This window comes from Kitasatospora sp. NPDC054768 (genome assembly GCF_053612025.1).
In genome coordinates, this window is the sequence record NZ_JBSHBN010000039.1 from 12,380 (window position 1) to 24,347 (window position 11,968).

Consider the following 11,968-nt stretch of genomic DNA (forward strand, 5'->3'; position numbering starts at 1 on the left):
ACCATGGCCGACGACCTTCTGACCATCGCCGGGACGGCCTTCTCCTCCCGGCTGATCATGGGTACCGGGGGCGCCCCCAGCCTGGCGGTCCTGGAGCGCGCGCTGCTCGCCTCCGGCACCGAGCTGACCACCGTCGCCATGCGCCGGGTCGACGCCACCACCCAGGGCTCCGTGCTCGACGTGCTGACCCGCAACGGCATCCGGGTGCTGCCCAACACGGCCGGCTGCTTCACCGCCGGCGAGGCCGTGCTGACCGCCCGACTGGCCCGCGAGGCGCTCGGCACCGACTGGGTCAAGCTGGAGGTGATCGCCGACGAGCGCACCCTGCTGCCCGACCCGATCGAGCTGCTGGACGCCGCCGAGACGCTGGTCGACGACGGCTTCACCGTCCTGCCGTACACCAACGACGACCCGGTGCTGGCCCGCAAGCTGGAGGACGTCGGCTGCGCGGCCATCATGCCGCTGGGCTCGCCGATCGGTTCGGGCCTGGGCATCCGCAACCCGCACAACTTCCAGCTGATCGTGGAGGGTGCGGGCGTCCCGGTGATCCTGGACGCGGGCGCCGGCACCGCCTCCGACGTGGCGCTGGCGATGGAGCTGGGCTGCGCCGCGGTGATGCTCGCCTCCGCGGTGACCAGGGCTCAGGACCCGGTGCTGATGGCCGAGGCGATGCGGCACGCCGCCGAGGCGGGCCGGCTCGCCCACCGGGCCGGCCGGATCCCGCGCCGCTTCCACGCCGAGGCCTCCTCCGCGATGGCCGGCCGGGCCGACCTGGACAGCCGCGAGCGCCCCGCGTTCTGAACCGTCGCGCATGTCACAAGCCGGTCCCGGAGGCGGTGTCCTCCGGGACCGGCCGTCCCGGGCGGCTCTAGACTCTCCGAGTGGACATGGCACTGCACGACCCCTTGATCGGCGCCCTGCTCGACAACCGGTACCGGGTCGAGCAGCGCGTCGCGACCGGCGGGATGTCCACCGTCTACAAGGGCACCGACACCCGTCTGGACCGCGTGGTCGCACTCAAGGTGATGCACCCTTCGCTGGCCGGCGACGCGGGTTTCACCGCCCGCTTCATCCGCGAGGCCAAGGCCGTCGCCAAGCTCACCCACCCCAACGTGGTCACCGTCTTCGACCAGGGCGCGGACGGCGGTCACGTCTTCCTCGCCATGGAGTACGTGCCCGGCCGCACCCTGCGCGACCTGCTGCGCGACCGCGGCGCGCTGTCCGTCCGGGCCGCTCTGGACGTGCTGGAGCCTGTGCTGGCCGCGCTCGGCGCCGCCCACCGGGCCGGGCTGGTCCACCGCGACGTCAAGCCCGAGAACGTGCTGATCACCGACGGCGGCCTGGTCAAGGTCGCCGACTTCGGCCTGGTCCGGGTGCTCGGCACCGCCGACGGCGCGCCCACCTCGACCACCACCGCCACCGGCGGCACGGTCATGGGCACCGTCTCCTACCTGGCCCCCGAGCAGATCCGCCCGGACGCCCCGACCGACCAGCGGGTGGACGTCTACGCGGCCGGCATCCTGCTGTACGAGATGCTCACCGGCCGCCGCCCGCACACCGGCGACAATCCCGTCCAGGTCATGTACAAGCACCTGCACGAGGACGTCCCGGCCCCCTCCCTGGTCGCCCCCGCCGTCGGCCCCGAACTGGACGCGATAGTGGCCGGCGCCTGCGCCCGGTCCGCCGACGCGCGCCCGTACGACGCGGTCGAGCTGCTCGCCGCCCTCCAGCGGGTGCGCCGCACCCTCACCCCGGCCGAGCTGGACGCCGAGCCGCCGGCCTCCACCCGGCCCGGCCCGCGCTACCCGACCACCGAGCCGACCTCGGTGGTCCAGCCGCTGCCGCGGCCCGCCGACGCCCCGCCGACCGAGCGCACCAGCGTGCTGGACATGCCGCCGGAGCTGATGGACGAGCTGCTCGCCGAGCCCCGCCCGTACGACGAGCCGACCCCGGTGCAGCGGCGCCGGCCGGCCACGCCGCGCCGCCGTCTCCCCCGTGGGCCGCTGATCTGGACGGCCGCGGTGGCCGCCCTGGTCCTGGCGATCGGCGGCGCCACCTACGGGATCTCCGAGGGGCTGTACGGCGCGGTGCCGGGCGTGCTCGGCAAGGACCGGGCCGAGGCGCAGCGGGTCCTGGACAAGGAGGGCCTGCACGGCAGGTTCGTCGAGGTGTTCAGCGAGTCCGTGCCGTCCGGGCAGGTGATCTCCGTGGATCCGGGGGTGGGTGCGCGCACCCGCAAGAGCGACAGCGTCACCGTCACCGTCTCCCGGGGCCCCAAGCGGATCGCGGTGCCGGACCTCGCCGGCAAGAGCTCCGCCGACGCCGCCTCGGCCCTGGCCGGCGCCCAGCTGACCAGGGGCGGTGTGACCGAGACCTACGACGACACCGTGCCCGAGGGCTCGGTGATCAGCAGCTCGCCGGCGGCCGGGCAGCTGCTGCAGGAGAACTCCGCGGTCTCGCTGGTGGTCAGCAAGGGCATGGTGCCGGTCCCGAACGTCACGGGGATGGGCAAGGACGAGGCGCAGAAGGCGCTCCAGGCGGCGGGCTTCACCATGCAGACCAGCGGCTGGGACGTGTTCGGCGCGGTCACCTCCTCCGGCCAGAGCCCGGCGGCGGGCGAGCGGCGCCCGCAGCGCAGCGTGGTGACGGTCAAGTTCTCGCTGTTCTAGGGCGCGTCCGACCCGCTCGGCCGCCGCGAGGGGTTCAGCGCAGCGGCCCGTCGCCGGGCTCCTCCTGGTAGGAGTAGCGCTGCTCGCGCCAGGGGTCGGCGAGGTTGTGGTAGCCGCGCTCCTCCCAGAAGCCGCGCCGGTCGGCCCGCATGTACTCCACCGCGCGCACCCACTTGGGGCCCTTCCAGGCGTACAGCCGCGGCACCACCAGCCGCACCGGGAAGCCGTGCTCGGCGGTGAGCGCCTCGCCGTTGCGGTGGGTGGCGAGCAGGGTGCGGGGGTCGGCGAAGTCGGCCAGCCGCAGGTTGGCGCTGTAGCCGTACTCGGCCCAGACCATGACGTGGGTGACGCCCGGTGCCGGGGGCACCAGGTCGAGCACGGCGGCGGCCGACACGCCCGTCCATTCGTTGCCGAGCACCGAGAACTTGGTCACGCAGTGCATGTCCCCGACGACGGTGGTGCGCGGGAGGGCGCAGAAGGCCTCGAAGTCCCAGCTGTGCTTCTCCGCCGAGGCGGTGGCGCCGAACACCTGGAGGTCCCAGGTCAGGGGCTTGAAGCGGGGCACCGGCCCGTAGTGCAGGGCGGGCCAGCCGCGCTGCGCGCGCTGGCCCGGGGGGAGCCTCGGGTCAGACGGCGGAAGCGGTTCGTGTTTCGACTGACCCATGGATCCATGGTGACAGACGGCGGACGAGCCTCGGCGCGCGCCCCTTTGCGCGGATTCGCGCCCCGGCCCGTACGGAGCAACGGTCGAGCCCTCACCAGCACGTTCCGTGATGAATCGGATATTCCGCCACATCTCCTAGTGAGTGTGAACTTACTGGAATTTCCTCCCGAAGCGGTGCCAGGATGCGCAGCGCAGGACCCAGCACAGGACGCAGGACAGGACTCACGCAGGAGGCATCACCATGCAGGGCGATCCCGAGGTCATCGAGTTCCTCAACGAGCAGCTCACCGCCGAGCTGACCGCGATCAACCAGTACTTCCTGCATGCCAAGATGCAGGAGAACTTCGGCTGGACGAAGCTCGCCAAGTACACCCGGCACGAGTCCTTCGACGAGATGAAGCACGCCGAGACGCTCACCGACCGGATCCTGTTCCTGGATGGGCTGCCCAACTACCAGCGGCTGTTCCACGTCCGGATCGGCCAGACGGTCAAGGAGATGTTCGAGGCGGACCGCCAGGTCGAGGTCGAGGCGATCGACCGGCTCAAGCGCGGGATCGTGGTGATGCGGGCCAAGAACGACGTCACCTCGGCGAACATCTTCGAGGACATCCTGGCCGACGAGGAGCAGCACATCGACTACCTCGACACCCAGCTGGAGCTGCTGGACAAGCTCGGCGAGGCGCTCTACCTCGCTCAGGTCATCGAGCAGCCGGAGTCCTGAGGCGGTCCTCCCGGGCGGCCCGGACGGCCCGGGCCGTTCAGGCCGCCCGCAGTGGGACCACCGGTGCGGCCTTCGGGGCGGGGGCCGGGGCGGCCGGGGCCTCCGGGTCCGCGAGGCCGAGCTTCGCGGCCAGCCGGGCGGTCGGGCAGGGGCGGGCGCCGTGCTCGCCGAGCAGCGCCTGGATGCGGCGCACGCAGGACCCGCAGTCGGTGCCGGCCCGGCAGCCCTTCGCTATCTGGCGCGGGGTGCCGGCGCCGCCGTCGATCGCCTTCTTCACCTGGTCCTCGGTGACCGCATGGCACATGCACACGTACATCGCGGTCTCTCCCGGGGATGGAGCGGAATGGATCTTGACTAAGGTTCGCCTTAGTTCACTGAGGCTTACCTTACCCGGGCAAACGGGTACGAAAAAGCCCCTCCGGGCTCGGGAACACCGAATCCGGAGGGGCCTTCGTCACATCCGACGGACGCCGGACCTACTGGCCGCGGTACATCTCCGCCACCAGGAACGCCAGGTCCAGCGACTGGCTGCGGTTGAGGCGCGGGTCGCAGGCCGTCTCGTAGCGCTGGTGCAGGTCGTCCACCAGGACCTCGTCGCCGCCGCCGACGCACTCGGTGACGTCGTCGCCGGTCAGCTCCACGTGGATGCCGCCCGGGTGGGTGCCGAGCGCGCGGTGCACCTCGAAGAAGCCCTTGACCTCGTCCAGGACGTCGTCGAAGCGGCGGGTCTTGTGCCCGCTGGAGGCCTCGAAGGTGTTGCCGTGCATCGGGTCGCAGATCCACACCGGCTTGGCGCCGGAGGCGGTGACCTTCTCCACCAGGGTGGGAAGGTGCTCGCGGATCTTGCCCGCGCCCATCCGGGTGATGAAGGTCAGGCGGCCGGGCTCGCGCTCCGGGTCCAGCTTCTCGATCAGGGCCAGCGCGTCGTCCACCGAGGTGGTCGGGCCGAGCTTGACGCCGATCGGGTTGCGGATCTTGGAGGCGAACTCGATGTGCGCGTGATCCAGCTGCCGGGTGCGCTCGCCGATCCACACCATGTGGCCGGAGACGTCGTACAGCTCGCCGGTGCGCGAGTCCACGCGGGTCAGCGCGGTCTCGTAGTCGAGGACCAGCGCCTCGTGCGAGGAGAAGAACTCGACCGCCTTGAACTCCTCCGGCACCACGCCGCAGGCGCTCATGAACGCCAGGGCGTTGTCGATCTCCCGGGCGAGCTGCTCGTAGCGCTGGCCGGCCGGCGAGTTGCGGACGAAGTCCTGGTTCCAGGCGTGCACCTGGCGCAGGTCCGCGTAACCACCGGTGGTGAACGCGCGCACCAGGTTGAGCGTCGCGGCGGACGCGTTGTACATCCGCTTCAGGCGCTCCGGGTCCGGGATGCGGGACTCGGGGGTGAACTCGAAGCCGTTCACCGAGTCGCCGCGGTAGACCGGCAGGGTCACGCCGTCGCGGGTCTCGGTCGACTTGGAGCGCGGCTTGGAGTACTGGCCGGCGATGCGGCCGACCTTCACCACCGGCACCGAGGCCGCGTACGTCAGCACGGCGGCCATCTGGAGCAGCGTCTTCAGCTTGTTGCGGATGTGCTCCGCCGAGACGCCGTCGAAGGCCTCGGCACAGTCACCACCCTGGAGGAGGAAGGCCTCCCCGCGCGCCACGGCCCCGAGCCGGGCGCGCAGCTGGTCGCACTCGCCGGCGAAGACGAGCGGCGGATAGGAGGCGAGCTCGGCAAGGGTCTTGCGCAGAGCCTCTTGGTCCGGCCATTCAGGCTGCTGCGCCGCGGGCAGGGACTGCCAGGAGTGGGCAGCCCTCGAAGTCTCAGTCGTAGCGGTCACATCGCCAAGGCTACGGGGTGACAGGAGTGACTCGTGACTATTGCCCGAGGGATGAGACATATCTCGGACAAAGACGTGACGGCCCTCACCCGCCCCGGCGCATCCGCTAGGGTCGAACCATGCACGCGCCCCACACCCACTCCTGGTGGTGGGCCTCCCCCAAGGGTGGCCCACGAACGACGCGTTCCTAGACGAACACGACGGCCGCCCCTCGGGGCGGCCGTCGGCGCCTGCGCAGACGGCCCTCCGGGAGCGGACCTTGCACCGCCTCTCACCAGCCCACCCGGAAGGAAGCCGTTCCCGTGACCACCGCCGTCGACCTGCTCACCCGCCTCACCGGCCCGGACGCCCCCGCGTTCGCCCTGCTGCACCGCCGCACCCCCCGGCTCAGCCCGGACACCGTCGAGGTGCTGCTGGGCACCGTCGACCGCTACGAGCACCTCGCCGACCTGCCCGTGCGCAGCGGCCCGCCGGCCGGCGGCGGCCCGGTGCACGATCTGCTCGCGCTCGTCCCGTACCGCCAGATCCGCGAGCGCGGCTTCGAGGCGCACGACGACGACACCCCCCTGCAGGCCCTCTCGGTGACCGAGCAGCACACCCTGCCGTTGGCCGAATTCACCTATGCCCTACCGAAATTGCCGGTCTCACTTGCCGGTGGCGGGTTCGATGTGGACGACGATTCGTACGCGTCGATCGTCCGCAAGGTCATCCGGGACGAGATCGGCAACGGCGAGGGCGCCAACTTCGTGATCCGGCGCGACTTCCACGCGACGCTGGAAGACTTCTCGCCGGAGCTCGCGCTGACGCTCTTCCGCCGGCTGCTGGAGCAGGAGCGCGGCGCGTACTGGACCTTCCTGGTGCACACCGGTGACCGGGTGCTGGTCGGCGCCTCCCCCGAGGTGCACGTCCGGCAGAGCGGCGGCACCGTCGTGATGAACCCGATCTCCGGCACCTACCGCTACCCGGCCGGCGGCTCCGACCTCGACTCGCTGCTCCAGTTCCTGCACGACCCCAAGGAGCTGGAGGAGCTCACCATGGTCGTGGACGAGGAGCTCAAGATGATGTGCACGGTCGGCGACCTCGGCGGCCAGGTGCTCGGGCCCCGGCTCAAGGAGATGGCCCACCTCGCCCACACCGAGTACGAGCTGCGCGGACGCACCTCGCTGGACGTCCGCGAGGTGCTCCGCGAGACGATGTTCGCCGCGACCGTCACGGGCAGCCCGGTCGAGAACGCCACCCGGGTGATCAAGCGCTACGAGACCACCGGGCGCGGCTACTACTCCGGCGCGCTCGCCCTGATCGGCCGTTCCGCCAGCGGCGGGCAGCTGCTGGACTCGCCGATCTGCATCCGCACCGCCGACATCGACCCGGCCACCGGCCGGCTGGTCGTCCGGGTCGGCGCCACCCTGGTGCGCCACTCCGTCCCGGAGTCCGAGGTCGCCGAGACCCACGCCAAGGCCGCCGGAGTACTCACCGCGATCGGCGCCCGGCCCACGCCCGCCCGGCTGCCCCACCCGGTCGGGCCCCGGCTCGCCGACGACCACCGGGTGCAGGCCGCCCTGGACTCCCGCCGGGCCGACCTCGCGCCGTTCTGGCTGCGGATGCAGCAGCCCGCCGAGATCACCGAGACCGAGCCGGCCCTGGTCGTGGACGGCGAGGACACCTTCACCTCGATGCTCTCCCACCTGCTCGGCTCGCTCGGCCACCGGGTGACGGTGGCCCGGTACGACGAGCCGGGGCTGCGCGAGCGGGTCGCGGCGCACCGGGGCGCACTGGTGCTCGGCCCCGGCCCGGGCGACCCGGCGCTCGCGGACGACCCCAAGATGATGCTGCTGCGGCCGATCGTCGCGGACGCGCTGGCCGCCGTCCGCTCCGGCGCCCGCACCTCGCCGCTGCTCGCGGTCTGCCTGAGCCACCAGCTGCTGGCCGCCGAACTCGGGCTCGCGCTGGGCCGCAAGGCCGTCCCCTACCAGGGGGCGCAGGAGCGCATCGACCTGTTCGGCGGCAAGCAGACGGTCGGCTTCTACAACACCTTCACCGCGCGCTGCTCGGAGGCCGACGCGGCACGGCTCGCCACCGAGGGCGTCGAGGTCTCCCGGGACGCCGTCACCGGCGACGTGCACGCGCTGCGCGGGCACGGCTTCGCGGGGCTCCAGTTCCACCCGGAGTCGGTGCTCACCCGCGACGGGGTCGGCATCGTGGCGGGCCTGCTGCGCGGGGCGACGGCCGCACTGCGCTGAGCCGACGGCGCGGCCCCGGGCGGACGTACCCGCCCGGGGCCGCGCCGCAGCCGCTGCCGGACCCTCAGACCTCGTCGTCCAGGCCCTGCTCGATGGCGTACCGGACCAGCTCCACCCGGTTGTGCAACTGCAGCTTCCCGAGCGTGTTCTGCACGTGGTTCTGCACCGTCCGGTGGGACAGCACCAGCCGGTCGGCGATCTGCCGGTACGACAGCCCCTTGGCCACCAGCCGCAGCACCTCGGTCTCCCGGGCGGTCAGCCGCGGGGCGGCCGGCGCCGAGGCCGGGGCCGGCTCGGCGGCCAGCCGGCGGAACTCGCCGAGCACCAGGCCGGCCAGGCCCGGGGTGAACACCGCGTCGCCGACGGCCGTACGGCGCACCGCGTCCAGCAGCTCCTCCCGCCCGGCCGACTTCACCAGGTAGCCGGTCGCGCCGGACTTCACCGCCTCCAGCACGTCCTGGTGCTCTCCGCTGGCCGACAGCACCAGCACCCGCACCGCCGGGTCGTGCGCGACCACCTGGCGGCACACCTCGGCACCGGGCAGGCCGGGCAGGTTGAGGTCCAGCACGACCACCTGCGGCGTGCAGGCGCGGGCCCGGCGCACGGCCTCCTCGCCGTCGCCCGCGGTGGCCACCACGTCCAGTCCGGCCTCGGCGAGGTCACGCGAGACGGCGTCCCGCCACATCGGGTGGTCGTCCACCACCATCACCCGCACCGGCCGGTCGGCGGTCGGCTGATCGGTCATCGGCTGGCTGGTCATTGAGTGGCCTTCCTCGGGACGCGCAGTTCGACCTCGACGCCCTCCCCGGGCGCCGAGTACAGCTCGGCCGTGCCGCCGAGGTCCAGCAGCCGGCCGCGGATGGACTGGGAGACGCCGAGCCGGCCCGCCTGCTCGGCCTCGCCCAACCGGCCCGGGGCGTAGCCGGGCCCGTCGTCGCGGATGCCGACCGTGACGGCCTCCGGCTCGTCCTCGACCAGGATCCAGGCCCGGGCCCGCTCCCCCGCGTGCTTGCGCACGTTGTCGACGGCCGCGCCGACGGCCGCCGCGAGCTCGCCCGCCGCCTGACCGGGCAGCAGCACCGGGGTGCCGGGGGCGGAGAGCGTGATCCGCTCGTCCGCGTACGGGCGCAGCAGCACGGTCAGGTCGCACGGCGCGTGCGGGTCCGGCGGCTCGGCGGCGTCGGACCGCGACGCGCGCCGCGCCGGCAGCGGACCGCCCGTCATCAGCGCCCGCAGCGCGCGCTCCTGTTCACCGGCCAGCCGGCCGAGCTCGGCGAAGTCCGCGCCGGAGGCCGTCCGCTCGCTCAGCTCCGCGCCGCGCCGCTGGACCAGGGCGAGCACCTGGAGCACGCCGTCGTGGATGTCGCGGGAGAGCCGCTCGCGCTCCCGGGTGGCCGCCTCGACCTGGAGCGCCCGGGTGAGGGTGGCCTCGCTGGCCCGGGCCAGCTCGATCACGTAGCCGATCGCGCAGCCGGCCACCATCAGCAGCACGATGTTGTGGATGTTGTCGCCGGTCGGCCCGCCGTGGCCGAGGATGTTGGCGACGCCGATCACCGAGCCCGAGGCCGCCGCCGGGCGCCAGCCGCCCTTCGCGGCGAAGCCCAGCACCGTGCCGGCCGCCCAGATCGTCGGCAGGGTGGGCGCGCCGTGGCTGATCCGGGCCGGGGAGTCGGTCATGCCGCTCATCACGATGCCGGTGACGGCGAGGGTGAGGTCGGCGCCCAGGACGTACCAGGTGCAGCGCTGCGGGTTGGCGAAGGCCCGGGTGCTGGCCAGGGTCCACAGGGTCAGCGCGCCTAGGAAGATCCAGCCGGCCACCGGGTGCAGGAAGTGCAGGTACGAGTTGAAGTACCGCAGCAGGGCGTAGCACAGGGCCAGCACCCGGAAGTAGGAGATCGCCTTCCACAGCGGGAGTTCGACGGACATGCCGCCGGCCGCCACCGTGCCGCCGACCGCGCCGGCTCTGCCCCCGTCGTCCGTCATCCGCCCCTCCCCTGGGCCCGTCCGGGCGGCCGAGCGGCCGTCCGGACGCCTACTCCGGCTTCTCCTGCTGCTTCTCCGAGGTGCCCGCCTCGGCGGCCTTCTCCGCCTTCTCGGCCTCGGCGGCCTCCGCCTTCTCCGCCTTGGCGGCGGCCCGGCGCTCGGCGTCGGCCTTCTTCTTGTCGTCCGCGATCTGCCGCTTGGCGGCGGTCGCGTAGATGTCCACGTACTCCTGGCCGGAGAGCCGCATGATCTCGTACATCACCTCGTCCGTCACCGAACGGAGGATGAAGCGGTCGTTCTCCATGCCGTGGTAGCGGGAGAAGTCCAGCGGGCGGCCGATCCGGATGCCGGGGCGGATGCCGAAGTTGGGGATCACCTGGCCGGGCGGCTGCACCTTCTCGGTGTCGATCATGGCGACCGGGATCACCGGGGCGCCGGTGGCCAGCGCGACGCGGGCCAGGCCGCCGACCTTGCCGCGGTACAGCTTGCCGTCGGGCGACCGGGTGCCCTCCGGGTAGACGCCGAACAGCTCGCCGCTGTCCAGCACCGCGATGGCGCTGCGGATCGCGGCCTCGCCGGCGCCGCGCACGCCCGAGCGGTCCACCGGCAGCTGGCCGACGCCCTTGAAGAACGCGGCGGTCAACCGGCCCTTGAGGCCCGGGGTGTTGAAGTACTCGGCCTTCGCGATGAAGGTGACCCGGCGCCTGATCAGGGCGGGGAAGAAGAACGAGTCCGAGAAGGACAGGTGGTTGCTCGCGATGATCGCCGCACCCTCGGTGGGGATGTTCTCCTCGCCCTCGATCCAGGGCCGGAAGAAGATCCGAAGCAGTGGCGCGACGATCATCTTCATCAGTCGGTAGAACAACCCGGGCCTCCTGTTATGCGGACCGGTCGATCCTAATGCCCCGCGGCCGTCCGCTGTGCCCGCCCCCGCCGTACGGACCGCGCCCGGCCCCTTCGCAGGGGGTGTACGACCCGGCGCGGAGCGTGGGACGATGCGATTTCGCAGCACTTCCCCCTCCAGCGTCCTCTCCCCCAGCGCCACCCGCCCGCGAAGGAGTCCGCCATGCCGTTGCTGCCCGGTGCCGAGCCGTACCGCCACACCGGCGGGCCGGTGGGAGTGCTGCTCTGCCACGGCTTCACCGGGTCGCCGCAGTCGCTGCGGCCGTGGGCCGACGAACTGGCTGCGGCCGGCTTCACCGTCTCGCTGCCGCTGCTGCCCGGGCACGGCACCCGCTGGCAGGACATGCAGCTCACCCGCTGGGAGGACTGGTACGCGGAGGTCGAGCGCGAACTGCTGGCGCTCGCCGACGAGTGCGAGCAGGTCTTCGTCTGCGCCCTGTCGATGGGCGGCGCGCTGGCGCTGCGGCTCGCCGCGCTGCACGGGCCGACGGTCTCCGGGCTGGTGCTGGTCAACCCGTCGGTGCGCTCGGACACCCCCGCGAGCGTGCTGCTGCCGGTGCTGCGCCACCTGCTGCCCAGCCTGCCCGGGGTCGCCAACGACATCGCCCGGGCCGGTGCGGTCGAGGTCGGCTACGACCGCACCCCGCTGCACGCCGCCTGGTCGCTGAGCCGGTTGTGGCGGGAGGTCCAGCGGCTGCTGCCGGAGGTGACCCAGCCGGTGCTGCTCTTCCACAGCCCGCAGGACCACGTCGTCTCGCCGGCCAACTCGGAACTGGTACTGGCCCGGATATCCTCGACGGACGTGACGGAGCGGCTGTGCCAGCGCAGTTTCCACGTCGCGACGCTGGACCACGACGCGGCGGAAATATTCGCGGCCGGCCAGGACTTCATCCAACGGCTGGCCCCCGCGCACGCGGCGGGCGTCACCCGGGTCGAATCCGACGATCACCATGGCTGAAGGG

11 protein-coding genes are annotated in these 11,968 nt (G+C 72.6%); 5 read left to right on the forward strand and 6 right to left on the reverse strand.

Features of this window, described 5'->3' with window-relative positions; genetic code table 11:
• The first annotated feature begins 3 nt into the window (after window positions 1–3).
• A complete protein-coding gene (locus ACWGKU_RS14605) occupies window positions 4–801 on the forward strand; it encodes a thiazole synthase (protein ID WP_452180508.1) in 798 nt (265 codons plus the stop codon).
• 86 nt (window positions 802–887) lie between these two features.
• Complete coding sequence (gene pknB / locus ACWGKU_RS14610) at window positions 888–2,669, forward strand: Stk1 family PASTA domain-containing Ser/Thr kinase (protein ID WP_452180513.1); 1,782 nt, start codon at window positions 888–890, stop codon at window positions 2,667–2,669.
• 34 nt (window positions 2,670–2,703) lie between these two features.
• On the opposite strand, the gene ACWGKU_RS14615 is transcribed toward pknB, so the two are convergent.
• Window positions 2,704–3,333 carry a sulfite oxidase-like oxidoreductase gene (locus ACWGKU_RS14615; RefSeq protein ID WP_359897107.1) on the reverse strand — a complete coding sequence of 210 codons (630 nt, stop codon included), beginning with the start codon at window positions 3,331–3,333 and terminating at the stop codon, window positions 2,704–2,706.
• Window positions 3,334–3,574: 241 nt separating this feature from the next.
• On the opposite strand from ACWGKU_RS14615, the gene bfr reads away from it, so the two are divergent.
• Complete coding sequence (gene bfr, locus ACWGKU_RS14620; protein ID WP_380551976.1) at window positions 3,575–4,054, forward strand: bacterioferritin; 480 nt, start codon at window positions 3,575–3,577, stop codon at window positions 4,052–4,054.
• A gap of 37 nt (window positions 4,055–4,091) precedes the next feature.
• On the opposite strand, the gene ACWGKU_RS14625 is transcribed toward bfr, so the two are convergent.
• Window positions 4,092–4,370 carry a (2Fe-2S)-binding protein gene (locus tag ACWGKU_RS14625; protein WP_452180507.1) on the reverse strand — a complete coding sequence of 93 codons (279 nt, stop codon included), beginning with the start codon at window positions 4,368–4,370 and terminating at the stop codon, window positions 4,092–4,094.
• A 160-nt stretch (window positions 4,371–4,530) separates the two neighbouring features.
• Entirely contained in the window at window positions 4,531–5,940 is a 1,410-nt protein-coding gene (locus tag ACWGKU_RS14630; RefSeq protein WP_380357613.1) for a class II 3-deoxy-7-phosphoheptulonate synthase, read from the reverse strand.
• 242 nt (window positions 5,941–6,182) lie between these two features.
• Here ACWGKU_RS14630 and ACWGKU_RS14635 point away from each other — a divergent pair, with 242 nt between their 5' ends.
• The gene (locus ACWGKU_RS14635) at window positions 6,183–8,120 is read left to right on the forward strand and encodes an anthranilate synthase family protein (protein ID WP_452181079.1); all 1,938 of its coding nucleotides are present in this window, start codon (window positions 6,183–6,185) and stop codon (window positions 8,118–8,120) included.
• A gap of 64 nt (window positions 8,121–8,184) precedes the next feature.
• On the opposite strand, the gene ACWGKU_RS14640 is transcribed toward ACWGKU_RS14635, so the two are convergent.
• The 3 genes from ACWGKU_RS14640 to ACWGKU_RS14650 are packed head-to-tail and all read right to left on the reverse strand — an operon-like array spanning window position 8,185 to window position 10,968.
• Window positions 8,185–8,880, reverse strand: a complete 696-nt coding sequence (locus tag ACWGKU_RS14640) for a response regulator (RefSeq protein ID WP_401050011.1) — start codon at window positions 8,878–8,880, stop codon at window positions 8,185–8,187.
• Window positions 8,877–10,103 (reverse strand): MacS family sensor histidine kinase, encoded by a 1,227-nt coding sequence (macS, locus tag ACWGKU_RS14645; protein ID WP_359897098.1) that lies wholly within the window; start codon window positions 10,101–10,103, stop codon window positions 8,877–8,879. The genes ACWGKU_RS14640 and macS overlap by 4 nt, the downstream gene beginning before the upstream one ends.
• A gap of 49 nt (window positions 10,104–10,152) precedes the next feature.
• Window positions 10,153–10,968, reverse strand: coding sequence for a lysophospholipid acyltransferase family protein (locus ACWGKU_RS14650; RefSeq protein WP_452179420.1), 816 nt, complete (start codon window positions 10,966–10,968; stop codon window positions 10,153–10,155).
• A gap of 201 nt (window positions 10,969–11,169) precedes the next feature.
• Here ACWGKU_RS14650 and ACWGKU_RS14655 point away from each other — a divergent pair, with 201 nt between their 5' ends.
• Window positions 11,170–11,964: an alpha/beta hydrolase gene (locus tag ACWGKU_RS14655; protein ID WP_359897094.1), complete on the forward strand. Its 795-nt coding sequence runs from the start codon at window positions 11,170–11,172 to the stop codon at window positions 11,962–11,964.
• Window positions 11,965–11,968 lie beyond the last annotated feature (4 nt).

Coding starts and splice junctions, on each gene's coding strand:
- ACWGKU_RS14605 (WP_452180508.1), top strand. CDS start 4: ATGGCCGACGACCTTCTGACCATCGCCGGGACGGCCTTCTCCTCCCGG.
- pknB (WP_452180513.1), top strand. CDS start 888: ATGGCACTGCACGACCCCTTGATCGGCGCCCTGCTCGACAACCGGTAC.
- ACWGKU_RS14615 (WP_359897107.1), bottom strand. CDS start 3,333: ATGGGTCAGTCGAAACACGAACCGCTTCCGCCGTCTGACCCGAGGCTC.
- bfr (WP_380551976.1), top strand. CDS start 3,575: ATGCAGGGCGATCCCGAGGTCATCGAGTTCCTCAACGAGCAGCTCACC.
- ACWGKU_RS14625 (WP_452180507.1), bottom strand. CDS start 4,370: ATGTACGTGTGCATGTGCCATGCGGTCACCGAGGACCAGGTGAAGAAG.
- ACWGKU_RS14630 (WP_380357613.1), bottom strand. CDS start 5,940: ATGTCTCATCCCTCGGGCAATAGTCACGAGTCACTCCTGTCACCCCGT.
- ACWGKU_RS14640 (WP_401050011.1), bottom strand. CDS start 8,880: ATGACCAGCCAGCCGATGACCGATCAGCCGACCGCCGACCGGCCGGTG.
- macS (WP_359897098.1), bottom strand. CDS start 10,103: ATGACGGACGACGGGGGCAGAGCCGGCGCGGTCGGCGGCACGGTGGCG.
- ACWGKU_RS14655 (WP_359897094.1), top strand. CDS start 11,170: ATGCCGTTGCTGCCCGGTGCCGAGCCGTACCGCCACACCGGCGGGCCG.